Source organism: Escherichia sp. E1V33, assembly GCF_004211955.1.
Classification (GTDB): Bacteria; Pseudomonadota; Gammaproteobacteria; order Enterobacterales; family Enterobacteriaceae; genus Escherichia.
In genome coordinates, this window is the sequence record NZ_RHJI01000005.1 from 14353 (window position 1) to 38927 (window position 24575).

Genomic DNA, 24575 nt, shown 5'->3' on the forward strand with positions numbered 1-24575 from the left:
TTTGCCGTAGAATTACGGCCCTCTTTAAGAGTCACCAAGGTGGTTAACCACAAACCCCGCTTCGGTAAGCCATCCGTTGCGTTTACATGGGACAGAGTAAAAAATTGAATAAACAACCGAGTTCGCTTTCACCGCTGGTGCAATTGGCGGGAATTCGCAAATGCTTTGATGGTAAAGAAGTTATCCCTCAACTGGATCTGACTATCAACAATGGCGAGTTCCTCACGCTGCTTGGCCCTTCTGGCTGCGGTAAAACAACCGTTCTTCGCCTGATTGCAGGTCTGGAAACTGTTGATTCCGGACGCATCATGCTGGATAACGAGGACATCACCCACGTTCCGGCGGAAAACCGCTATGTGAACACCGTTTTCCAAAGCTACGCGCTATTCCCCCACATGACTGTATTCGAAAATGTGGCCTTTGGTCTGCGTATGCAAAAAACCCCTGCCGCTGAAATTACGCCTCGCGTTATGGAAGCTTTGCGGATGGTGCAACTGGAAAACTTTGCCCAACGCAAACCGCATCAACTCTCAGGAGGTCAACAGCAACGCGTCGCCATTGCCCGCGCAGTGGTTAACAAGCCTCGCCTGCTGCTGCTTGATGAGTCGCTCTCGGCGCTGGATTACAAGCTGCGCAAACAGATGCAGAACGAGCTGAAAGCGTTACAGCGTAAACTTGGCATTACCTTCGTCTTCGTGACTCACGATCAGGAAGAAGCGCTCACCATGTCAGACAGGATTGTGGTGATGCGCGATGGTCGTATTGAGCAGGATGGTACACCGCGCGAAATTTACGAAGAGCCGAAAAATTTATTTGTTGCCGGATTCATTGGCGAGATCAATATGTTCAACGCCACGGTGATCGAGCGACTCGACGAGCAGCGCGTACGGGCTAACGTTGAAGGTCGCGAGTGTAATATCTACGTTAACTTCGCCGTTGAACCGGGGCAAAAACTGCATGTTCTGCTGCGCCCGGAAGACTTACGTGTTGAAGAGATTAACGACGACAACCATGCTGAAGGGCTGATTGGCTACGTTCGCGAGCGTAACTACAAAGGCATGACACTGGAGTCGGTTGTCGAACTGGAAAATGGCAAGATGGTGATGGTCAGCGAATTCTTCAATGAAGACGATCCTGACTTTGACCACTCTCTCGACCAAAAAATGGCCATTAATTGGGTAGAAAGCTGGGAGGTCGTACTGGCTGATGAAGAACACAAGTAAGTTCCAGAATGTAGTGATTGTCACTATTGTCGGTTGGCTTGTGTTGTTTGTCTTTCTGCCCAACCTGATGATCATTGGCACCAGCTTTTTGACCCGCGACGACGCCAGCTTCGTCAAAATGGTCTTTACGCTGGAAAACTACACACGCCTGCTCGATCCGCTCTATTTTGAAGTGCTATTGCACTCGCTGAATATGGCGCTGATCGCCACCCTCGCCTGCCTGGTGCTGGGCTATCCGTTTGCCTGGTTTCTGGCGAAGCTGCCACACAAGGTGCGTCCGCTGCTGCTGTTTCTGCTGATTGTTCCCTTCTGGACCAACTCACTGATTCGCATCTACGGGCTGAAAATTTTCCTCAGCACCAAAGGCTATCTCAACGAGTTTTTGCTCTGGCTGGGCGTTATCGACACACCAATTCGTATCATGTTCACGCCCAGTGCGGTGATTATCGGTCTGGTTTACATTCTGCTACCGTTTATGGTGATGCCGCTGTACTCCAGTATCGAAAAACTGGATAAGCCGTTGCTTGAGGCGGCGCGCGATCTCGGTGCCAGCAAGTTACAGACTTTTATCCGCATCATTATTCCACTGACGATGCCGGGGATTATTGCCGGATGTCTGCTGGTGATGCTGCCAGCGATGGGCCTGTTCTATGTGTCCGACCTGATGGGCGGTGCGAAAAACCTGCTGATCGGTAACGTCATCAAGGTACAGTTCCTCAATATTCGTGACTGGCCGTTTGGTGCAGCCACCAGCATTACGCTGACTATCGTAATGGGCCTGATGTTGCTGGTTTACTGGCGCGCTTCTCGTCTGCTGAATAAAAAGGTGGAACTCGAATGATCGGTCGACTGCTTCGCGGCGGTTTTATGACCGCTATCTACGCGTACCTGTATATTCCAATCATTATTTTGATTGTGAACTCTTTCAACAGCTCGCGCTTTGGCATCAACTGGCAGGGTTTTACCACTAAATGGTATAGCCTGCTGATGAACAACGACAGTCTGTTGCAGGCAGCTCAGCATTCATTGACGATGGCGGTGTTTTCAGCGACGTTTGCTACGCTTATCGGTTCACTGACTGCAGTTGCGCTGTACCGTTATCGCTTTCGCGGTAAGCCGTTCGTTAGCGGAATGCTGTTTGTGGTGATGATGTCGCCAGATATTGTGATGGCGATTTCGCTGCTGGTGCTGTTTATGCTGCTGGGTATTCAGCTTGGCTTCTGGTCGCTGCTGTTCTCGCATATCACCTTCTGCCTGCCATTTGTGGTGGTGACGGTGTATTCGCGCCTGAAAGGTTTTGACGTGCGAATGCTGGAAGCGGCGAAAGATCTCGGTGCCAGTGAATTTACCATTCTGCGAAAAATCATCCTGCCACTGGCAATGCCAGCGGTGGCGGCGGGCTGGGTGTTAAGCTTTACCCTGTCGATGGACGATGTGGTGGTTTCTTCGTTCGTCACCGGACCAAGCTATGAAATTCTGCCGTTAAAAATTTATTCGATGGTCAAAGTCGGCGTATCGCCGGAAGTTAACGCGCTGGCAACCATATTACTGGTGCTGTCGCTGGTGATGGTTATTGCCAGCCAGCTTATTGCTCGTGATAAAACGAAAGGTAACACAGGGGACGTTAAATGAAAAAATGGTCACGCCACCTGCTCGCGGCGGGTGCTCTGGCACTGGGCATGAGCGCCGCTCACGCCGATGACAACAACACGCTGTATTTCTACAACTGGACCGAGTACGTGCCGCCAGGACTGCTCGAACAGTTCACCAAAGAAACCGGTATTAAGGTTATTTATTCGACTTACGAGTCGAACGAAACCATGTACGCCAAACTGAAAACGTACAAAGACGGTGCCTATGACCTGGTGGTTCCTTCAACCTATTATGTTGATAAAATGCGTAAAGAAGGGATGATCCAGAAGATCGACAAGTCGAAGTTAAGCAACTTCAGCAACCTCGATCCAGAAATGCTCAACAAGCCGTTTGACCCAAATAACGACTACTCTATTCCGTATATCTGGGGTGCGACGGCGATTGGCGTTAACGGTGATGCGGTGGACCCGAAATCCGTTACCAGCTGGGCCGATTTGTGGAAGCCTGAGTACAAAGGTAGCCTGCTGCTGACCGACGATGCCCGTGAAGTGTTCCAGATGGCGCTGCGTAAGCTGGGCTATTCCGGTAACACCACCGATCCAAAAGAGATTGAAGCTGCATACAACGAGCTGAAAAAACTGATGCCAAACGTGGCAGCGTTTAACTCCGATAACCCGGCAAACCCGTACATGGAAGGCGAAGTTAACCTCGGCATGATCTGGAACGGCTCTGCTTTCGTTGCACGCCAGGCGGGAACGCCAATTGACGTGGTGTGGCCGAAAGAAGGCGGCATTTTCTGGATGGACAGTCTGGCAATTCCGGCAAATGCCAAAAACAAAGAAGGCGCGCTGAAACTGATCAACTTCCTGCTGCGCCCGGATGTGGCAAAACAGGTTGCCGAAACTATCGGTTATCCAACGCCAAACCTCGCAGCACGCAAGCTGTTAAGCCCGGAAATAGCGAACGACAAGACGCTCTATCCGGATGCTGAAACTATTAAACATGGCGAATGGCAAAGTGACGTTGGCCCAGCCAGCAGCATTTATGAAGAGTATTATCAGAAGCTGAAAGCAGGACGTTAATTTAGCAAACGGGCGGTGGTATTACCGCCCGTTTTTTATTTAGCAAGGATGTGGCTTATGAGCCAGGACAGTAGAGTTTTATCCCGCTCTTTCGTCGGTATTGTGGTCCGCTCGTAGGCCTGATAAGCGTAGCGCATCAGGCAATTGCTCATGATTTATAATCCCTTCAGCAACTTCTCAACAAACTCAGGCACCACCTGACTTGCCGGGCCGTAATATTTCTCGGCAAATTCATTACCGACCTGGCTCGGTTCGAGATTGAGTTCAACTGTATGCGCGCCATGCAGCTTCGCTTCGTGGACAAACCCGGCAGCCGGATAAACATGCCCGGATGTGCCAATAGCAATGAAAATATCGGCCATCGACAACGCCATATAAATTTCATCCATGCCAAGTGGCATTTCGCCAAACCATACTACGTGTGGGCGCAGCGGAGCCGGGAACTGGCAGCAATGACATTTGTCTTCTGGCGTAACGTCTCTGGTCCAGTCGAGTACCTGACCACTTTGCGAACAACGAACTTTCAGCAGTTCCCCATGCATATGAATCACATTGGTATTACCTGCGCGTTCATGTAGGTTGTCGATATTCTGCGTCACCAGTAAAAAGCGATCGCCGAGGGCGTCTTGCAGTTTAGCCAACGCAAGATGCGCGGCGTTAGGCTGAATTTCTGGCTGCTGCAGCTGTCGGCGACGGGCGTTATAAAACGCTTGCACCAGTTCAGGATCGCGATCGAAACCTTCCGGCGTTGCCACATCTTCAACCCGATGTTCTTCCCACAGGCCATCTGCGGCGCGGAAGGTACGAATACCTGATTCCGCAGAAATTCCTGCCCCTGTCAGTACGAGTACTCTTGGTTTTTCCATTGCTTCCGGCACCACTTTATCTCTGAAAAAAATACGCTGACGCAAACGCTCGCGCAGGCGGCGTTTATTTTTACGAAAACGACTTAACCGATGACCCCGACGCGACAGCATAGCAACCTCTGTTGATTAATCGGTGAGATGTAGGAAAGCCGCACCACGCATTCCTCCCGCATCACCGTGGCGCGCGCGTTCAATGCGCGGAACACGAGCTACAGGTAAGAGATGACGAGGCAGCCTTTCCGCCAGTTGCGTTGTGATTGCCGGGAAATTCGATAAGCCACCACCAATGACCACCAGGTCGGGATCAACAATGGTCAGGATATTTCCCAGACAAACCGCTAATAAATCCAGATAACGCTCTACGTGCGCCCTTGCCTGCTCATCACCTTGATCATAACGCGCGATGATCTCGGGGGCTTGCAACGGTTGATGATAATAGTGTTGATACAGCCACGCAAAACCGCGACCAGACAGATAATTTTCAATGCAGCCATGCTGGCCGCAACCACAGCGGCGTAGCGGGAAATCCAGCCCCATCATGGTTAACGCATCGACGGGAAGGCGCATATGCCCAAATTCACCAGTGATATAGCTTTTACCCGTTACTGGTTTACCGTTGAATACCAGCCCACCGCCAACGCCAGTCCCCAGGATCAGTCCCATCACCAACGGATATTGGGTAAATTCATCATCCCAGGCTTCAGAAAGGGCAAAGCAGTTGGCATCGTTATTAAGGCGTACATCGCGTTCAAGTCGTGCGCTCAGGTCGGCACGCAGCGGTTTACCACTGGCGGCGGGGACATTGGCGGCATACAGCGTGCCATCTTCTGTTTCCGGCATTCCCGGAATACCAATGCCGACAGAACCTTTACAGCTAAAACGCTGATCGGCTTCGGCCACCAGCTCACACACTGCATCTAAAAATGCGCCATAGCTGTCACGCGGTGTCGGCACCCGCTTTTCCCACTGCAAATGCCGACCGCTATCAAATACACCTAGCGCAATTTTCGTTCCACCAATATCAAACCCGTAATACATTGCCGCTCCTTGTTTTAATGTACTGCCTTTACTGGCCGCTAAGGACTCGCGCAGGGTCAATATTACTGGCGCGCCGCGCCGGATACCAACTTGCCAAAAGACTCAGCAACAATGCTGTGACCAGTACGTAGAAGACATCCAGCCAGTGCAGTTCCGATGGCAGGAAGTCAATAAAATAGATATCGCTGGACAGGAACTGATGACCGATCAAATCTTCAATCCACTCAATAATCGGGGTAAGTTGCAGTGAAACCACCACGCCGATAATCACGCCACACAGACTGCCAAACAGCCCTGCCAGTAATCCATACCAGACAAAGATGGCGCGAATTAAACCGTCTTTGGCGCCCAGCGTTCTTAATACTGCAATATCGCCACTCTTGTCTTTTACTGCCATGACTAACGTGGAGACAATGTTAAAACAGGCCACACCAATCACCAGAACCATTGCCAGATACATAATGGCGCGGATCATCTGGATATCACGATACATATAGCCGTAAGTACCAATCCAGCTCTTGATATAAACGTAGCTGTTGGTTACTTCACCCGCGTCGCGTACCAGTTTGTTGGCGTTAAAAACATCCGTCATTTTAAGGGCAATGCCTGACACACTGGAACCCATATCAAGATATTGTTGGGCATCCGCCAGCGGGATCATGGCAAAACTGTGATCGAGTTGGCCACTCAACTGCAAAATACCCGCAACGTGCAAACGCACACGTTTCGGCTGCATCAGTTTATGCTCGGGATTCGAGTTGGGGATCATGATCGACACCCAATCCCCCTGCTTCACTTTCAGCGCATCCGCCACCCCTTTGCCGATGATAATCTGCTGTTCGCCCGCTTTAAAATTGTTCCAGGCGTCGCCCTGGACAAACGAGGGCAGCGCGCTCAGACGTTGTTCCTGTTGCGGATCAACGCCTTTAACCTGCAGAGCGCGCAGATTCGCGCCGCTCTCCACCAGTCCGGTAAAATTGATATACGGCGCAGCGGCGGCAATTCCTGGCACTTTCTGCACTTTATCCAGGGCTTCCTGCCAGTTAGTCCACGGCTGATCTACCGCCTCAATTTCACCGTGCGGTACTACCGCCAGAATCCGGTTGTTCAGTTCGCGTTCAAAGCCGTTCATCGCGCTTAAGCCGACAATCAATACCGCCACGCCGAGGGCAATGCCAATGGTAGAAATGACGGAGATCAGCGACACCATGCCGCCACGCCGCCGTCCGCGACTAAAACGCAGGCCAATTAATAACGATAAAGGCATCGCCATTACTCCGCCCCCATCAGGCTCAGTTCCGCCGTCAGACGTCCATCACGCATTTCCAGTTGGCGGCTCATACGTTTCGCCAGTTGCAGGTCGTGAGTAACCACCAGGAAGGCGGTGCCCTGTAAGCGATTCAATTCCCCGAGCAACTGGAAGATGCTGTCGGCGTTACGTGCGTCAAGGTTACCGGTAGGTTCATCCGCCAGTACCAGGCGTGGGTTATTGACCAGCGCACGGGCAATCGCCACACGCTGGCGTTCACCGCCAGAAAGCTCTGACGGGCGGTGATTCGCGCGATGCTCCAGCCCCACCGCTTTTAGCATATCCAACGCTCGACTGTTGATTTCAGAGGGCTTTTTCTTGCCAATTAGCAGCGGCATAGCCACGTTTTCCAGGGCGGTAAAATCCGGCAGCAGGTGGTGGAACTGATAAATAAAGCCCAGCTTCTGGTTGCGCAGCTCTGCTTTCGCTGCCGACGACAGTTTGCTCATTGGCTGACCGTTAAAGATCACATCGCCGGAGGTTGGCGTATCCAGCCCGCCCAGCAGGTGCAGCAAGGTACTTTTACCGGAACCAGAGCTACCGACGATCGCCATCATTTCACCTTCGCCAACGCTGAAACTGACATTGTGCAGCACATCGGTTTGCACACTGCCTTCCTGATAGCGTTTGCACAGGTTGTCGCATTGCAACAGGATCTTATTCATAACGTAAAGCCTCAGCGGGTTGAGTGGCGGCAGCGCGCCATGAAGGGTAAAGCGTAGACAGCAGCGCGATAGCCATCGCCACCAGCGCAATAACAATGACCTGTAAAGGTTCGATAGCGACCGGCAGCGCCGCGCCATCAAGCAGGACGCCGATTATCGGCATCAGATTATTCAACTGGCTGGCAAGCAGTGCGCCAAGCGCCGCGCCGAGGATCGCACCTATTATCCCGGCGCTGGCCCCTTGCACCATAAAGACCATCATGATTTGACGCGGAGTCAGCCCCTGAGTCTGAAGAATTGCCACTTCGCCCTGCTTCTCCATCACCATTAGCCCCAGCGAGGTAATAATGTTAAACGCCGCAACGGCGACAATCAGGCTCAGTAACAAGCCCATCATATTTTTTTCCATACGCACGGCCTGGAACAGCTCGCCTTTACGGTCACGCCAGTCCTGCCATTTGCTGCCTTCTGGCAGTTTTTGCTGACTTAAAGAGTCAACTTTCAGTGGTTCATCCAGCCACAAACGCCAGCCGGTAATATTGCCTGCCGGATAGCGCATCAGACGCGAGGCATCCTCAATATTCACCAGCATTTCATAGCCATCGACTTCACTGTTAGCGGCAAAAGTACCAATCACATTGAACAGGCGCTGACTTGGAATACGCCCCATCGGCGTGAACTGGCTGGCAGATGGCACCATCACGCGGATTTGATCACCGCGATTGACACTCAACTGTGAGGCAAGCTGTTCACCGAGGATGACATTATATTTCCCCGGCTCGAGGTCAGTTTGTTTCACATTGACCAGATACGGCGTTAGTGGATCTTTTTGCGCCGGATCGATACCCAGCATCACCCCGACCGCCACGCTGCGCGCGCTTTGCAGTACCACATCACCGGTAGTAATAGGTGCGACGCGATTAACGCCGTCCAGTTTGACTGCCGTTTCCGGGAGTTGCTGCGGGTTAAGAGAGCCATGCTCAGAAGAGAGAATTGCCTGTGGCATCAGGCCAAGGATGTTGTTTTGCAGCTCGCGCTCAAAGCCGTTCATCACTGACAATACTGTGACCAGCGCCATCACCCCGAGGGTAATGCCGATGGTAGAAAGCCAGGAGACGAAACGACCGAAGCGATCCGCTGCACGCCCACGCATGTAACGCAGGCCAATAAATAGAGCGACAGGTTGGTACATGAAATCCGTCTGGTTGCTGTAGCAAAGACACGAGTATATAAGCGAAAGCAAGATGGGTAAACGTCTGAACTGTAAGTGATCGTCAGGGCTAATCTGAAAAGCCCCCGTAAATCAATCGGCTAAATTGCCATGTTTTATCATCAATCTTGCCGCCTGATCTTAATCTGAAAAATCATCCAATACAGACAGATACCCATTACACCTCGGGTCATAACCCGCAGGATCAACCGCATGTAAATTAAAAAAGAGCGTGTTGTCCTGATGAAACAAAAAGAGCTATGGATTAACCAGATCAAAGGGTTATGTATTTGTCTGGTGGTGATTTATCACTCGGTCATTACCTTTTATCCGCATATGACCACTTTTCAGCATCCGTTATCGGAAGTCCTGAGCAAATGCTGGATCTATTTCAATCTTTACCTTGCACCCTTTCGTATGCCGGTTTTTTTCTTTATATCCGGCTATTTGATTCGCCGCTATATCGACAGCGTACCGTGGGGAAATTGTCTCGATAAACGGATCTGGAACATCTTCTGGGTGCTGGCGCTTTGGGGCGTGGTGCAGTGGCTGGCGTTAAGTGCGCTGAACCAGTGGCTGGCACCTGAGCGCGATTTAAGCAATGCCTCCAATGCCGCGTATGCCGATTCCACCGGTGAGTTCCTGCACGGGATGCTCACCGCCAGCACCAGCTTGTGGTATCTGTATGCGTTAATTGTCTATTTCGTGGTATGTAAAATTTTTAGCCGTCTGGCGCTGCCACTATTCGCCTTGTTTGTACTGCTGAGTGTGGCGGTTAATTTCGTTCCCACGCCGTGGTGGGGAATGAACAGTGTGATCCGCAATTTGCCTTATTACAGCCTTGGCGCATGGTTTGGCGCAACAATAATGACCTGTGTTAAAGAGGTGCCGTTGCGCCGCCATCTGCTGATGGCTTCTTTGCTTACCGTTCTGGCGGTCGGTGCCTGGTTGTTTACTATCTCGCTGCTGTTGTCGCTTGTATCGATTGTGGTGATCATGAAGCTGTTTTATCAATACGAGCAACGTTTCGGTATGCGCTCCACCAGCCTGCTGAATGTGATTGGCTCCAACACCATTGCTATCTACACCACCCATCGCATTCTGGTTGAAATATTCAGCTTAACTCTGCTTGCGCAAATGAACGCAGCACGCTGGTCGCCGCAAGTCGAACTGACACTCCTGCTGGTTTATCCCTTTGTCAGTTTGTTCATCTGTACTGTTGCGGGCTTGCTGGTGAGAAAACTTTCACAGCGTGCATTCAGCGATCTGTTGTTCTCCCCGCCTTCACTGCCCGCTGCCGTCAGTTACTCCCGCTAAGCCATCGCCCCAGCTGGGGCGATTCAATTTGCTAAACCATGTCGATTACGGATAATGAACAGCATTGCTTATCAGAGATATGCCCCCATATGTTGAGGCATATCCTAACGAGAATCTGACAACCGTTATGCCTGAACAATATCGTTATACGCTGCCCGTCAAAGCGGGTGAGCAGCGTCTGCTGGGCGAGTTAACCGGCGCTGCCTGCGCGACGCTGGTGGCGGAAATTGCCGAACGTCACGCCGGTCCGGTGGTACTCATTGCACCAGATATGCAAAATGCTCTGCGTTTGCATGATGAAATCAGCCAGTTCACCGATCAGATGGTGATGAATCTGGCGGACTGGGAAACCCTCCCTTACGACAGTTTTTCGCCTCATCAGGACATTATCTCCTCGCGCCTTTCCACCCTTTACCAGCTACCGACGATGCAGCGTGGCGTACTGATTGTTCCGGTGAATACGCTTATGCAGCGCGTTTGCCCACACAGTTTTCTCCACGGTCATGCGCTGGTGATGAAAAAAGGTCAGCGCCTGTCACGAGATGCATTACGAACCCAACTGGACAGCGCCGGTTATCGCCATGTTGACCAGGTGATGGAGCACGGCGAATACGCCACGCGCGGCGCGTTGCTGGATCTCTTCCCGATGGGGAGTGAGCTGCCTTATCGTCTTGATTTCTTTGATGATGAAATCGACAGCCTGCGGGTGTTTGACGTCGACAGCCAGCGCACGCTGGAGGAAGTAGAAGCGATCAATCTGCTGCCCGCGCACGAATTTCCGACCGATAAAGCGGCAATTGAACTGTTCCGCAGCCAGTGGCGCGATACCTTCGAAGTGAAGCGCGATCCGGAACATATTTACCAGCAAGTGAGTAAAGGCACATTACCTGCCGGGATCGAGTACTGGCAGCCATTGTTCTTCAGCGAACCACTGCCGCCGCTGTTCAGTTATTTCCCTGCCAATACCTTGCTGGTGAATACTGGCGATCTGGAAAACAGTGCCGAACGTTTCCAGGCTGACACGCTGGCGCGTTTTGAGAATCGCGGCGTCGATCCGATGCGCCCACTGTTGCCACCACAATCGCTCTGGCTGCGGGTGGACGAGCTCTTCTCAGAGCTGAAAAACTGGCCCCGAGTGCAGCTAAAAACTGAACATTTACCGACAAAAGCCGCGAATGCCAATTTAGGTTTCCAGAAACTGCCAGATCTGGCCGTTCAGGCACAACAAAAAGCGCCGCTGGATGCGCTGCGTAAGTTCCTCGAGTCTTTCGACGGTCCGGTGGTGTTCTCGGTAGAAAGTGAAGGTCGCCGTGAAGCGCTGGGTGAACTGCTCGCGCGAATTAAAATTGCTCCGCAACGCATTATGCGTCTTGATGAAGCCAGCGACCGTGGACGTTATCTGATGATTGGCGCTGCAGAGCATGGTTTTGTAGATACGGTACGTAATCTTGCGCTGATTTGCGAAAGCGATCTGCTCGGTGAACGCGTTGCCCGTCGTCGTCAGGATTCTCGCCGCGCCATCAACCCCGATACACTGATCCGTAACCTCGCGGAACTGCATATTGGTCAGCCGGTGGTCCATCTGGAACACGGCGTCGGGCGCTATGCCGGAATGACCACGCTGGAAGCAGGCGGCATTACCGGCGAGTATTTGATGCTCACCTATGCCAACGACGCTAAATTGTATGTTCCGGTGTCGTCGCTGCATCTGATTAGCCGTTACGCGGGTGGTGCGGAAGAAAATGCCCCGCTGCATAAACTTGGCGGCGATGCGTGGTCACGCGCGCGGCAGAAAGCGGCGGAAAAAGTGCGTGATGTGGCGGCGGAATTGTTGGATATCTACGCGCAACGCGCCGCCAAAGAGGGCTTCGCGTTTAAACACGATCGTGAGCAGTATCAGTTGTTCTGCGACAGCTTCCCGTTTGAAACCACGCCGGATCAGGCACAGGCCATTAATGCGGTACTTAGCGACATGTGTCAGCCGCTGGCAATGGATCGTCTGGTGTGCGGCGATGTTGGCTTTGGTAAAACAGAAGTGGCGATGCGCGCCGCTTTCCTGGCGGTAGATAACCACAAGCAGGTGGCGGTGCTGGTGCCTACCACCCTTCTCGCGCAGCAGCATTACGACAACTTCCGCGACCGTTTCGCCAACTGGCCGGTACGCATCGAAATGATCTCCCGTTTCCGCAGCGCCAAAGAACAGACGCAAATCCTTGCGGAAGTAGCGGAAGGGAAAATCGATATTCTGATCGGTACGCACAAACTGCTGCAAAATGACGTTAAGTTTAAAGATTTAGGCCTGCTGATTGTCGATGAAGAACACCGCTTCGGGGTGCGTCATAAAGAGCGCATTAAAGCGATGCGGGCGAACGTGGATATTCTGACGCTTACCGCTACGCCGATCCCACGTACGCTGAATATGGCGATGAGCGGAATGCGTGACCTGTCGATTATCGCCACGCCGCCCGCCCGTCGTCTGGCGGTCAAAACGTTTGTCCGCGAGTATGACAGTCTGGTGGTCCGGGAGGCGATCCTGCGTGAAGTTCTGCGCGGCGGTCAGGTTTACTATCTCTACAATGATGTGGAAAACATCCAGAAAGCCGCCGAACGTCTGGCGGAACTGGTGCCAGAAGCGCGGATTGCTATCGGTCACGGGCAGATGCGTGAGCGCGAGCTGGAACGGGTGATGAATGATTTCCATCATCAGCGTTTCAACGTGCTGGTCTGTACCACAATTATCGAAACCGGGATCGACATCCCTACCGCCAACACCATTATCATCGAACGGGCGGATCACTTCGGTCTGGCGCAGCTGCACCAGCTGCGCGGTCGCGTCGGGCGTTCGCACCACCAGGCGTATGCGTGGCTGTTAACGCCGCATCCGAAAGCGATGACCACCGATGCACAAAAACGTCTTGAAGCGATTGCCTCGCTGGAAGATCTCGGTGCGGGTTTTGCGCTGGCAACGCACGATCTGGAGATTCGCGGCGCGGGTGAACTGCTTGGCGAAGAACAAAGCGGCTCAATGGAAACCATCGGTTTCTCGCTGTATATGGAGTTGCTGGAAAACGCCGTCGATGCACTGAAAGCCGGACGCGAGCCGTCGCTGGAAGATCTCACCAGCCAGCAAACAGAAGTCGAGCTGCGGATGCCGTCGCTATTGCCAGATGATTTCATTCCTGACGTGAATACGCGTTTGTCGTTCTATAAACGTATTGCCAGCGCCAAAACGGAAAACGAACTGGAAGAGATCAAAGTCGAGCTTATCGATCGCTTCGGTCTGCTGCCGGATCCGGCGCGTACCCTGCTGGATATTGCCCGTTTGCGCCAGCAAGCGCAGAAGCTGGGGATCAGGAAGCTGGAAGGTAATGAGAAAGGCGGCGTGATCGAATTTGCCGAGAAGAATCACGTGAATCCAGCCTGGTTGATTGGTTTGCTGCAAAAACAGCCGCAACATTACCGCCTTGATGGTCCGACGCGCCTGAAGTTTATTCAGGATTTGAGCGAGCGGAAAACGCGTATCGAATGGGTACGCCAGTTTATGCGTGAACTGGAAGAGAACGCGATCGCTTAATGGCAAATCGGGGGCGTTTCTGCGTCCCCATCCCCAACATTTACAAATTCTTTGCACTTCCCTGCACTATCCGACACAGCCACCATTCATAATTCATACTTATCTTTTTATTACAATAACCTTATATTTTTTATGGATTTTTGGTGATGATCAAAACGCGTTTTTCTCGCTGGCTGACGTTTTTTACGTTCGCCGCTACCGTGGCGCTGGCGCTACCGGCAACAGCCAATACCTGGCCGCTGCCGCCTGCGGGCAGTCGTCTGGTTGGCGAAAACAAATTTCATGTGGTGGAAAATGATGGTGGTTCGCTGGAAGCCATTGCCAAAAAATATAACGTCGGTTTTCTTGCGCTGTTACAGGCCAACCCCGGCGTTGATCCGTATGTACCACGCGCAGGTAGTGTGTTAACCATTCCGTTGCAAACTTTACTCCCGGATGCGCCGCGCGAAGGCATTGTGATCAACATTGCAGAGTTGCGTCTCTATTACTACCCCCCGGGCAAAAATTCGGTGACCGTGTACCCAATAGGCATTGGCCAATTGGGTGGCGACACGCTGACGCCAACGATGGTGACGACTGTTTCGGATAAACGTGCCAATCCGACCTGGACGCCTACGGCGAACATCCGCGCCCGTTATAAAGCGCAGGGAATTGAGTTGCCTGCGGTAGTTCCGGCTGGACCGGACAACCCAATGGGCCATCATGCGATTCGGCTGGCGGCCTATGGCGGTGTTTATTTATTGCACGGTACGAACGCCGATTTCGGCATTGGCATGCGGGTAAGTTCTGGCTGTATCCGTCTGCGTGATGACGATATCAAAACACTCTTTAGCCAGGTCACCCCAGGCACCAAAGTGAATATCATCAATACGCCGATTAAAGTCTCTGCCGAACCAAACGGCGCGCGTCTGGTAGAAGTGCATCAGCCACTATCAGAGAAGATTGATGACGATCCGCAGCTATTGCCGATTACGCTGAATAGCGCAATGCAATCATTTAAAGATGCAGCGCAAACTGACGCCGATGTCATGCAGCATGTGATGGATGTGCGTTCCGGAATGCCGGTAGATGTGCGCCGCCATCAACTGAGCTCACAAGCGCTGTAAATCCCGGATAAAAAAATCCCCGCGGCACAGCATGTCGCGGGGAAAAAAGCAGCAATAGCGGGCATTAATGAGGGTTAATGCTTATTTATAAATGACTGCCGTTCCGTGGAGGGTATTCGGACCGGTTACTGAAGTAATACGGAAAGATTTTGCACCCATCTCATCCGCTTTTTGTGCCAGTTGTTCTTCCAGCGATCCCAGATTTGTCCCCGCGTTAGCACTAATAGTGCCCACTTTTTGTTGTCCTTCTGGTGTTGCCTGAACTTCGACAGCAGCAAAGCTGGCAAATGACATGGAACTTAAAATCGCCGCAGCGATGAGGGTTTTTACGTTTTTCATAATAGTGGCCTTATGCAGATGAATGGCGTCGCAAGCAATTACTTAACGATCGATAACTAAATGATAGATGTGATCCAGATCACATACAAGAATTTTTTTATAACAATCATTAATTAAATTAAAAAACTTTAAATTTCAGTTAAATAGAGAGTTTTTATTTTTCTCTTTTCTGGACTGGTGAACGAAGGTGATTATTTTTATAATAACCATTCATTCACAGCCACCAGGTACAATGGCATCATGGCAACAGACTCAACACATTGTGTAAAAAAAAGCCGTGGCCGCCCAAAAGTGTTCGACAGGGACGCCGCGCTTGATAAGGCCATGAAATTGTTCTGGCAGCACGGTTATGAAGCGACTTCCCTTGCGGACCTCGTCGAAGCGACCGGAGCCAAAGCGCCAACGCTCTACGCGGAATTTACCAACAAAGAGGGGTTATTCCGCGCCGTACTCGACCGTTATATCGATCGCTTTGCCGCTAAGCATGAAGCGCAGTTGTTTTGTGAAGAAAAAAGCGTGGAGTCTGCACTGGCGGACTATTTCGCTGCCGTCGCCAGCTGCTTTACCAGCAAAGACACCCCCGCGGGTTGCTTTATGATTAACAACTGCACCACGCTTTCAGCGGATTCGGGCGATATTGCTCATACGGTGAAATCACGTCACGCAATGCAAGAACGCACCTTGCAGCAGTTTTTAAGTCAACGCCAGGCACGCGGGGAAATTCCCGCCCACTGTGACGTAACGCATCTTGCGGAATTTCTTAATTGTATTATTCAGGGGATGTCTATAAGCGCCCGTGAAGGCGCATCGCTGGAAAAACTGATGCAGATTGCCCGGACAACGCTGCGTTTATGGCCGGAACTGGCGAAGTAAGACGCAAAAAAAAGCCCCTCAGCCTGAGCGAATGAGGGGCTAAATTGCAGAGTACAGCCTTTTTATACTTTGTTATTCAGAACCAGTTGCCCGTTGTTATCTAATGGGATTTGCGAACCCGGATCGCTGTTCATCCGAATTTTGCCCTGCTGATCGCCAATCTTATAGGTCACGTCATAACCGAGCATTTTTTCTGACTTGTCATACACCGTTTTACAACGCTGCTGCGTGGTAGTGTAAGTATCGCTTTCCTGGAGAGAGCCCTGGATCTGGTTACCGGCATATCCACCACCCAGCGCCCCTACAACAGTGGCGACATCTTTACCACGACCACCACCAAACTGATGCCCTATCACCCCGCCAGCGACGGCCCCGAGGACCGAACCAGCAATGCGGTTTTCATCCTGCACCGGTCGGCGATGGGTCACCGTGACATTGCGGCACTCCTGACGCGGTGTTTTAACCGTTTCCTTGATTGGGGTTGCTGAAACAACCTGAGCGTATTGCGGGCCACGTTCAAACACGTTCAGACTGGCCACTGCCGCTACGCCAAGCGCAGCCGCTACACCAATCCCGATACCCGCCAACATTGATTTATTCACGGGAACACCTCCTTCTTTGCAGTTATGACAATCATGCAAGCGAAGGGGAAAAGCAGCTATCAGACAGAAGATGAAAAGCGTGGGAATAGCAGGAAAAGCTGAAGGATTCGGAGGAGTCTGAAGGAATGCCTGATGCGACGCTTAACGCGTCTTATCAGGCCTACCGCTCGTACCATTTGTCCAGGGCGGATAAGGCGTTTATGCCACATCCGCCAGTGTACGCCGATTAATGCAGTTTCAGACGCGGACGGATAACGCGGTTAATACTCCCCACCAGCATCATTAATCCGGTTTTAAAGTAGCCATGCAGCGCAATCTGATGCATTCGGTATAGCGAAATGTACACAAAGCGCGCAATACGTCCTTCAATCATCATTGAACCGCGCGTCAGGTTACCCATCAGGCTACCAACGGTGGAGAAGTTGGACAGCGATACCAAGGAACCGTGATCCTTATACTGATAATTTTTCAGCGGTTTACCGTTCATCTGCGCCAGAATGTTGTTCATTGCGCAGGTCGCCATCTGATGTGCGGCCTGAGCGCGCGGCGGTACAAAGCCCCCTTCCGGACGCGGGCATGACGCACAGTCGCCAATAGCGTAAATGTCTGGATCGCGCGTGGTTTGCAGCGTCGGTTCCACCACCAGTTGGTTGATACGGTTGGTTTCAAGACCACCAATATCTTTCAGGAAATCTGGTGCTTTTATCCCGGCAGCCCACACCATCAGATCGGCCTGAATATACTCACCATCTTTAGTGTGCAAACCGCCTTCATCGGCACTGGTAACCATAGTTTGCGTCAACACTCGAACGCCCAGTTTAGTTAACTCATTGTGAGCCGCGGCAGAGATACGCGGCGGCAGCGCTGGCAAAATTCGCTCTCCCGCTTCCACTAGAGTAACGTTCAGGGCTTCGTTGGTCAGCCCTTTGTAACCGTAACTGTGCAGTTGTTTCACGGCATTGTGCAATTCAGCAGAGAGCTCGACGCCGGTCGCGCCGCCGCCAACAATCGCAATATTCACTTTGCCATTGGCGCCCAGGTTAGCAGAAAACTTCAGGAACAGATTCAGCATCTCCTGATGGAAACGACGCGCCTGATGTGGGTTATCAAGGAAAATGCAGTTCTCTTTCACTCCCGGCGTGTTGAAATCGTTAGAAGTGCTACCCAGCGCCATCACCAGCGTGTCGTAAGCAATTTTCCGCTCTGGAACTAACAATTCGCCTTTTTCGTCGCGAAGTTCTGCAATGGTGATTGTTTTCGCTTCACGATCGATATCAACCACAGAACCCAGCTGGAACTGGAAACCATGATTACGGGCATGGGCCAGATAGCTCAGCGCATCGACGCCTTCATCGAGAGATCCAGTCGCCACTTCGTGCAACAACGGTTTCCACAGGTGACTGTGGTTACGATCGACCAAGGTAATTTTGGCTTTTTTCTTGCGCCCCAGCTTATCTCCAAGCTGTGTTGCCATTTCCAGCCCACCAGCACCGCCGCCGACAATCACAATCTTTTTCAATGGCGTAGTCAACGTGACCCCCTTAAATTTATTAACCAATTGTTAATTAATAGTTATTAACATAGCTCTTAATTAACAACAGGTTACAGCAATGAAAATCTTCTTAGCTATTGAGAATAACATGAATGGTGCATTGGTCATACCAAAATTGATGTTAATCAAGTTTTGTTGCTGAAAAGATAGGCGGATTTACCTGTTGAGATCAAAAAACACAGCTTATTGTTTATTATTTGAACGAATTCGGGAGAGTGATATAGGGTGAGGCGTATATGGAGGGCGTTTGGTAGGCCTGATAAGAAGCGCAACATCGCATCAGGCATTCATTGATGCTCGACTGTCGGATGCGGCGTGAACGCCTTATCCTACCTACAGAATCCGGAGCGCATCAGGTACCGACAAGGTTACCTGATGCGACGATGCCAATTACCCGAGAGTTTTGAATGCCTTAATGCGCTGCAAATGCGGAGAGATATTTTTGAATTTGTGCGTCTGTTCTTCGTCCCAGACAATCTCGTAATAATGATGCAATTCTTCAGATGTCCGCTGGCTGTTACGCGCTTCATCGTGACGCGACAAAATCACCAGGCAACGATCGCGATTCTTCTCACGGAAGTTGGTCACACACTTGGTAGCAATATCGGCATACTCTTCCGGGCGATCAATCTTCCCTTCCATGTTCTCATTAGGGAACAAATTGGGGTTGAAGATCACCTGACGGATATCACAGAGAAAACCAATCCGCTCAGCCCAATAACCGCCCAGACCAACACCACAAATGAGCGGGCGATCATCGACATTCAGTTGCAGCATTTTGTCCACTTCTTTGAGCAGATGCTGCATATCATGTTTCGGATGCCGGGTGCTGTAGCTTATTAGCCGTACATCCGGGTCAATAAACTGCAATTGTAAGACTTTCTCGTGGTTACCCGGACTGTTAGAGTCAAAACCGTGCAAATAGATAATCATCGCTTCCTCACATAAGCCAGGGTTAATGACCTGCCTTCTCTTCCTGCCAGCGTTCATGTAACTGATTCAGACGGGTGCTGATCTCTTTCCAGCGAGCCGAGTCCATCAGTTCCTGTCGCGAAAATGAACCTTTATGATACAAACGTGTAACACGTTCTGCCTTGATCGGTGACAGATTATCTAACACGCTGACGGCCCCTTTACGATTATTGCAGACCAGGATCATATCGCAACCTGCATCCAGTGATGCCTGTCCACGCTCGGCATAACTGCCCATAATCGCTGCACCTTCCATCGATAAATCGTCAGAGAAAATCACGCCGTCAAACCCCAGCTCCTGACGTAAAACAGTTTTCAGCCAGTGGGGAGAACCGCTCGCCGGACGCGGATCAACATCGCTGTAGATCACATGCGCGGGCATAATGGCATCGAGTTTATTTTCGCGAATTAACGTGCTGAAAACCGACATATCTTTGGCACGAATTTCCGCTTGCGGGCGTGGGTCGCACGGCGTCTCTTTGTGTGAATCTGCAGTTACGGCACCGTGGCCAGGAAAATGTTTACCGGTGGTTTTCATTCCGGCTTCATGCATCCCATCAATAAACCGACTGGCGATTGCCAGGGCTTTTTCTGGGTCGGCATGATAAGAACGTTCACCAATCGCCGCGCTAATATGTCCTACGTCCAGAACTGGGGCAAAGCTGATATCAATATCCATAGCGATCATTTCGCTGGCCATCAGCCAACCCGCCTCTTGCGCCAGCTTGCCGCCCTCTTCCATTCCCAACAGCGCAGCAAAGGATTGTGCTGCCGGTAAGCGGGTAAAACCTTCGCGAAAACGCTGCACGCGTCCACCTTCCTGATCTACCGCCACCACCAGGTGATTGCGTGAAGCTGCGCGGATCTGGCGGACCAGTTCGCGCAACTGTGCTGGATCATGATAGTTACGTGTAAAGAGAATCAGTCCTCCCACCAGCGGATGCGCAAGTATTTCGCGCTCTTCCGCATCCAGTTCATAACCTTCAACATCCAACATTACTGGACCCACACTGCTCTCCTTATTGTTTTATTGATAGCTGCCGCCAGGTGTCATTGGCCAGCCTGATAAATTGTTGATCGCCGGTTTGTTGCCAGCGGTACTCAAACCACCCTGCTTTCAGCATCAGTAACCAGGGAAACCAGCGCCTGACCTGATGCCACAAATGCGCCGGATTAATATTCGCCCGCGCGGCATAGTCATTAACTAATTGCCGGTGCTGCTCACTATTTTCCATCCACACCGCCGCCAGTTCCAGAGCGATATCGCCATCACCGGCATACTCCCAGTCAATGAGTTTTAACCCTGACACACTATGCACTAAGTTTCCGGCATGAACATCCATATGCAACGGGCTTAAACGTAATGGCTGTGGTTCCCTTATTTTGCGCAGCCGTTTTAATAGTCGCAGCCAACCCGCGGTCCGCCGTGCCGGATCGCTTCGCTGCCAGTACCGTTCCAGCAACGGCAGCAGGGTTATTCGCCAGCCAAAACGCGGTTGTTGATGCAGATAATACAGCAAGCCTGCCAGTTCGTCGGTATCCGGCAATTGCGTTTTTACCTCGCCGGGCAAATAGTCGACCACCATCCAGCCACGGAGATAGAGATGTGGCTTCGGTGCAAGGTATGCCGGTAATCTTGATAACGCCCGGTACTGGCGCAGAAACACGGACTGCGGCGCATCAGGATCGTGAGTCTGACGCACAACAAAACGCTGATCCTGATGTTCAATGAGAAAACTCCCGCCACTAAGTCCACTGTTAAACGTCGCGACGGGGTGATACTGCGGGAAATAGCGCGACAATAACTCGTCGCGCGTGATGGGATTATTGTTGCTGAACGGCACCTTTACCTGACCAGATAATTTCGCCCGTCTGCACCAGCATCAGCTGCATTTGCAGAGTCGGAGCGTTAACGTTGCCAGAGGCGCTGGAGTACAGCACGTAATGGGCCCCCACGTTGCGAGCAATACCAATGGCTTTACTACGAGTGCCTAAGCTGTCCTGCGGCGACAAACCTAACTGCTGCTTGGCCATCGAAAGCTGCTGGGCGGAAACGAGGGTAAATTTACCGTTATTAGCCAGTGCATTGCGCAGCGTTTCTGTCGCTTCCCCGGTATTCAAAGAACCATTGGTGCGGTTATTGACGCTATCAACCAGCAAGACGCTGCCTGCGGTCACGCCATCGGCCCCAAGCATCTTACCGACCATCGGCTGCATTGCGCCATTCCAGTCATAATGACGAATATGCGGCGCAGGCGGTGCGGTTTGGTCTTCGTGCTCAATTGGCCCTGGTTGCTCCGGGATCGTCGGCACTGATGGTACAGTGGGCACTGGCTGTTGCGGCTCGGCAGGTTGCTCCGGCGTAGGTTTCACCTCTTCTACCGGTGCGGGTTCACGTGGCCCCACACACCCGGCGAGAAACATCGCCAGCGCGGTAATTAAGGCGTAGCGACTCATTTTTGTCATCAAGATTCACCCCTTACAAATAAAGATAAAGTCTGACTTTGTGCGCCCCCAGAAAATTGGCGCTGCCGTACAGAGTCACCGCTGAACGTGCGGGAATGGTGACGCTGCGCGGCGTTTCCAGAGGGTGCATCTCAAGCCCCCTGGCGTCATACCAGTAAAAACGATAATGAACGGTAACGGGTTCTTGCCTTTCGTTATAAAGCGTCGAGGATGCTGAAGGCTGAATATCAGACGTTGAAAGAACGGGCTTTTCTGCGCTAATGCCCGCTGCCAGCAAAGATGACTCCATCACCAGTGACTGTTCATCATTCACCGGAATTTCCGGATGTGAGCGACAGCCCACCAGCAATAGCAACGCCAAAGACGCCAGTCCAAAGCATCCTTTTCTCATCGTTACAAGCCTTTATGCGCCAGCATTGGCCCCAACGGACGGCCACCCAGCAGGTGCATATGAATGTGATAGACCTCTTGTCCGCCATGACGGTTAGTATTCATGATCAAACGATAGCCATCTTCGGCAATACCTTCTTGCTCAGCGATTTTTGCCGCTACGGTGATCATACGCCCCAGCGCCTGCTCATGCTCGGCAGATACGTCGTTCACGGTAGGGATAAGGATGTTAGGAATGATCAGAATATGCGTTGGCGCTTGCGGCGAAATATCGCGAAACGCCGTTACCAGCTCATCCTGGTAGACGATATCGGAGGGGATCTCACGACGAATAATTTTGCTGAAAATAGTTTCTTCTGCCACGACACTTTCCTTTTTCAAATTGCCATGCGTTGCGCCATGCTACGCCGCGCTACACTGCGAGTATAGAGTATGGTCGAGTTAAACCTGCTCTTTCAACCTTAAGCCACGATTTATTAAGCAAAAAATCGTTTTACTGCCGTATACATCACCATTATTCCCATTTTCGCCTATGAATGGGTCGAAAACACCTTTCTCTTTGGTTTAGATTACAGCATCAATCGGCTACCGGCCCCTCCCTGCTACCACCTGTATTGCTTTGGCAGTTTCCTTCCACTGCTGGGCAAAATTGCTATGCGCAGGTGGCACTGTTCAACTGTTATTAGATAACCAAAAACGTCTCATTGCTGGGAATAATCTGCTCGACTACACCTACGATACCAACGTGAAAGGAACTATCATCCGGGGCGCAACACGCAATTTAATAATGCCCGGTCTGATTATCGACTGTAAAAAAGGCAGCCATTCGGCTGCCTTAGTCTCCCCAACGTCTTACGGATTAGTGGTTACGGATGTACTCATCCATTTCGGTTTTCAGGTTATCGGATTTCGTACCGAAAATCGCCTGAACACCAGAACCAGCAACCACTACGCCTGCTGCGCCCAGTTTCTTCAGGCCAGCCTGATCCACTTTGGACACATCCGCAACGCTAACACGCAGACGGGTAATACATGCGTCAAGGTTAGTGATGTTTTCTTTACCGCCAAACGCAGCAACCAGAGCCGGTGCCATTTCGCTGGTGCCGGCAGCTTTTGCATCTTCAGTTGCGTCTTCACGGCCCGGGGTTTTCAGATCCAGAGCTTTAATCAGCACACGGAAGATGGTGTAGTAAACAATCGCATAACCGATACCGACAATCGGGAACAGCCACAGCTTGCTGCTGTTACCAGACAGGACGATGAAGTCGATCAGACCGTGCGAGAACGATGTACCATCGCGCATACCCAGCAGGATACAGATCGGGAATGCCAGACCTGCCAGAATCGCGTGGATGATGTACAGGATCGGCGCAACGAACATGAAGGAGAACTCGATCGGCTCGGTAATACCGGTCAGGAACGAGGTCAGCGCTGCGGAGATCATGATACCGCCGACTTTAGCGCGGTTTTCTGGTTTAGCAGAGTGCCAGATAGCAATCGCGGCAGCCGGCAGGCCGTACATTTTGAACAGGAAGCCGCCAGACAGTTTACCCGCAGTCGGGTCACCCGCCATATAACGCGGAATGTCACCGTGGAATACCTGACCTGCGGCGTTGGTGTATTCACCAATCTGCATCTGGAAAGGTACGTTCCAGATGTGGTGCAGACCAAACGGTACCAGGCAGCGTTCGATGAAGCCGTAAATGCCAAACGCAACTACCGGGTTCTGGTAAGCAGCCCACTGGGAGAAGGTCTGAATAGCGGAACCAATTGGCGGCCAAATAAAGGACAGCACAACGCCAGTAAAGATGGCAGCCAGGCCAGAAATAATCGGCACAAAGCGTTTACCGGCAAAGAAGCCAAGATACTCAGGCAGCTTGATACGGTAGAAACGGTTAAACATGTACGCTGCGATCGCACCGGAGATGATCCCCCCGAGTACGCCCGTATCCGCCAGGTGTTTAGCGGCGATTTCTTCAGCAGGTAAATGCAGTACCAGCGGCGCAACCACGGCCATGGTTTTTACCATGATGCCATAGGCAACAACTGCGGCCAGCGCGGATACGCCATCGTTATTGGTAAAGCCGAGGGCGACACCAATTGCAAAAATCAGTGGCATGTTTGCAAAGACGGAACCGCCCGCTTCTGCCATAACATGCGATACAACGGCGGGCAGCCAGCTGAAGTTCGCGGAACCGACGCCCAGTAGAATACCTGCGATAGGCAGTACGGATACCGGCAGCATCAGCGATTTACCGACCTTTTGCAGGTTAGCAAATGCATTCTTAAACATAATTGAGAGTGCTCCTGAGTATGGGTGCTTTTAACGTTCTCACGCGTGACAAGGGGGGGAGAACCTTGCCGTGTACAGGGCGTCTAAGCGCCCTTTATTTATTAC

At 51.7% G+C, this 24575-nt stretch carries 23 protein-coding genes; 8 read left to right on the plus strand and 15 right to left on the minus strand.

What is annotated here, in order from left to right; translation table 11 throughout:
* Nucleotides 1–86: 86 nt before the first annotated feature.
* Genes potA through potD form a run of 4 tightly spaced genes read left to right on the plus strand, consistent with a single transcriptional unit; the run spans nucleotide 87 to nucleotide 3898 of the window.
* Entirely contained in the window at nucleotides 87–1223 is a 1137-nt protein-coding gene (gene potA, locus D9742_RS04570) for a spermidine/putrescine ABC transporter ATP-binding protein PotA (protein WP_130236132.1), read from the plus strand.
* Complete coding sequence (gene potB, locus D9742_RS04575; protein WP_064528621.1) at nucleotides 1207–2064, plus strand: spermidine/putrescine ABC transporter permease PotB; 858 nt, start codon at nucleotides 1207–1209, stop codon at nucleotides 2062–2064. The genes potA and potB overlap by 17 nt, the downstream gene beginning before the upstream one ends.
* A complete protein-coding gene (gene potC, locus D9742_RS04580) occupies nucleotides 2061–2855 on the plus strand; it encodes a spermidine/putrescine ABC transporter permease PotC (protein WP_000580316.1) in 795 nt (264 codons plus the stop codon). Before potB ends, potC begins: the two co-directional genes overlap by 4 nt.
* Complete coding sequence (gene potD, locus D9742_RS04585; RefSeq protein ID WP_130236133.1) at nucleotides 2852–3898, plus strand: spermidine/putrescine ABC transporter substrate-binding protein PotD; 1047 nt, start codon at nucleotides 2852–2854, stop codon at nucleotides 3896–3898. Before potC ends, potD begins: the two co-directional genes overlap by 4 nt.
* A gap of 155 nt (nucleotides 3899–4053) precedes the next feature.
* Here potD and cobB read toward each other — a convergent pair whose 3' ends face one another.
* Genes cobB through lolC form a run of 5 tightly spaced genes read right to left on the minus strand, consistent with a single transcriptional unit; the run spans nucleotide 4054 to nucleotide 8968 of the window.
* Nucleotides 4054–4875, minus strand: a complete 822-nt coding sequence (gene cobB / locus D9742_RS04595) for a Sir2 family NAD+-dependent deacetylase (RefSeq protein WP_130236134.1) — start codon at nucleotides 4873–4875, stop codon at nucleotides 4054–4056.
* Between the two features lie 15 nt (nucleotides 4876–4890).
* Entirely contained in the window at nucleotides 4891–5802 is a 912-nt protein-coding gene (gene nagK / locus D9742_RS04600) for an N-acetylglucosamine kinase (protein ID WP_130236135.1), read from the minus strand.
* 28 nt (nucleotides 5803–5830) lie between these two features.
* Nucleotides 5831–7075 (minus strand): lipoprotein-releasing ABC transporter permease subunit LolE, encoded by a 1245-nt coding sequence (gene lolE, locus D9742_RS04605; protein WP_130236136.1) that lies wholly within the window; start codon nucleotides 7073–7075, stop codon nucleotides 5831–5833.
* Complete coding sequence (gene lolD, locus D9742_RS04610; protein WP_130236137.1) at nucleotides 7075–7776, minus strand: lipoprotein-releasing ABC transporter ATP-binding protein LolD; 702 nt, start codon at nucleotides 7774–7776, stop codon at nucleotides 7075–7077. The genes lolE and lolD overlap by 1 nt, the downstream gene beginning before the upstream one ends.
* On the minus strand, nucleotides 7769–8968 hold the full coding sequence (gene lolC, locus D9742_RS04615) for a lipoprotein-releasing ABC transporter permease subunit LolC (protein WP_005022106.1): 1200 nt from the start codon (nucleotides 8966–8968) through the stop codon (nucleotides 7769–7771). The genes lolD and lolC overlap by 8 nt, the downstream gene beginning before the upstream one ends.
* Before the next feature lie 261 nt (nucleotides 8969–9229).
* Here lolC and D9742_RS04620 point away from each other — a divergent pair, with 261 nt between their 5' ends.
* The 3 genes from D9742_RS04620 (at nucleotide 9230) to ldtC (ending at nucleotide 14983) form a co-directional block, all read left to right on the plus strand.
* Nucleotides 9230–10303 carry an acyltransferase family protein gene (locus D9742_RS04620; protein ID WP_001612821.1) on the plus strand — a complete coding sequence of 358 codons (1074 nt, stop codon included), beginning with the start codon at nucleotides 9230–9232 and terminating at the stop codon, nucleotides 10301–10303.
* Between the two features lie 127 nt (nucleotides 10304–10430).
* The gene (gene mfd, locus D9742_RS04625) at nucleotides 10431–13877 is read left to right on the plus strand and encodes a transcription-repair coupling factor (protein ID WP_130236138.1); all 3447 of its coding nucleotides are present in this window, start codon (nucleotides 10431–10433) and stop codon (nucleotides 13875–13877) included.
* 143 nt (nucleotides 13878–14020) lie between these two features.
* Nucleotides 14021–14983, plus strand: coding sequence for a L,D-transpeptidase LdtC (ldtC, locus tag D9742_RS04630; RefSeq protein ID WP_165382756.1), 963 nt, complete (start codon nucleotides 14021–14023; stop codon nucleotides 14981–14983).
* 81 nt (nucleotides 14984–15064) lie between these two features.
* On the opposite strand, the gene bhsA is transcribed toward ldtC, so the two are convergent.
* Complete coding sequence (gene bhsA, locus D9742_RS04635) at nucleotides 15065–15322, minus strand: multiple stress resistance protein BhsA (RefSeq protein ID WP_000800147.1); 258 nt, start codon at nucleotides 15320–15322, stop codon at nucleotides 15065–15067.
* A 240-nt stretch (nucleotides 15323–15562) separates the two neighbouring features.
* On the opposite strand from bhsA, the gene comR reads away from it, so the two are divergent.
* Nucleotides 15563–16195: a TetR family copper-responsive transcriptional repressor ComR gene (gene comR, locus D9742_RS04640; RefSeq protein WP_130236139.1), complete on the plus strand. Its 633-nt coding sequence runs from the start codon at nucleotides 15563–15565 to the stop codon at nucleotides 16193–16195.
* 62 nt (nucleotides 16196–16257) lie between these two features.
* On the opposite strand, the gene D9742_RS04645 is transcribed toward comR, so the two are convergent.
* The 9 genes from D9742_RS04645 to ptsG all read right to left on the minus strand — a co-directional run bounded on the left by D9742_RS04645 (nucleotide 16258) and on the right by ptsG (nucleotide 24470).
* Nucleotides 16258–16797: a glycine zipper 2TM domain-containing protein gene (locus D9742_RS04645; RefSeq protein WP_130236140.1), complete on the minus strand. Its 540-nt coding sequence runs from the start codon at nucleotides 16795–16797 to the stop codon at nucleotides 16258–16260.
* Nucleotides 16798–17023: 226 nt separating this feature from the next.
* The gene (gene ndh, locus D9742_RS04650) at nucleotides 17024–18328 is read right to left on the minus strand and encodes an NADH-quinone dehydrogenase (protein WP_064528597.1); all 1305 of its coding nucleotides are present in this window, start codon (nucleotides 18326–18328) and stop codon (nucleotides 17024–17026) included.
* Nucleotides 18329–18739: 411 nt separating this feature from the next.
* Nucleotides 18740–19282, minus strand: coding sequence for an alpha/beta hydrolase YcfP (gene ycfP, locus D9742_RS04655; protein ID WP_130236141.1), 543 nt, complete (start codon nucleotides 19280–19282; stop codon nucleotides 18740–18742).
* A gap of 22 nt (nucleotides 19283–19304) precedes the next feature.
* Entirely contained in the window at nucleotides 19305–20330 is a 1026-nt protein-coding gene (gene nagZ, locus D9742_RS04660) for a beta-N-acetylhexosaminidase (RefSeq protein ID WP_130236142.1), read from the minus strand.
* Nucleotides 20331–20340: 10 nt separating this feature from the next.
* On the minus strand, nucleotides 20341–21165 hold the full coding sequence (gene thiK, locus D9742_RS04665) for a thiamine kinase (protein WP_130236143.1): 825 nt from the start codon (nucleotides 21163–21165) through the stop codon (nucleotides 20341–20343).
* Entirely contained in the window at nucleotides 21146–21787 is a 642-nt protein-coding gene (lpoB, locus tag D9742_RS04670) for a penicillin-binding protein activator LpoB (protein ID WP_130236144.1), read from the minus strand. The genes thiK and lpoB overlap by 20 nt, the downstream gene beginning before the upstream one ends.
* A 13-nt stretch (nucleotides 21788–21800) precedes the next feature.
* Nucleotides 21801–22178, minus strand: a complete 378-nt coding sequence (locus D9742_RS04675; protein ID WP_130205557.1) for a YcfL family protein — start codon at nucleotides 22176–22178, stop codon at nucleotides 21801–21803.
* 2 nt (nucleotides 22179–22180) lie between these two features.
* The gene (gene hinT, locus D9742_RS04680; RefSeq protein WP_054445830.1) at nucleotides 22181–22540 is read right to left on the minus strand and encodes a purine nucleoside phosphoramidase; all 360 of its coding nucleotides are present in this window, start codon (nucleotides 22538–22540) and stop codon (nucleotides 22181–22183) included.
* Nucleotides 22541–23036: 496 nt separating this feature from the next.
* Nucleotides 23037–24470, minus strand: coding sequence for a PTS glucose transporter subunit IIBC (gene ptsG / locus D9742_RS04685; protein ID WP_000475697.1), 1434 nt, complete (start codon nucleotides 24468–24470; stop codon nucleotides 23037–23039).
* Nucleotides 24471–24575 lie beyond the last annotated feature (105 nt).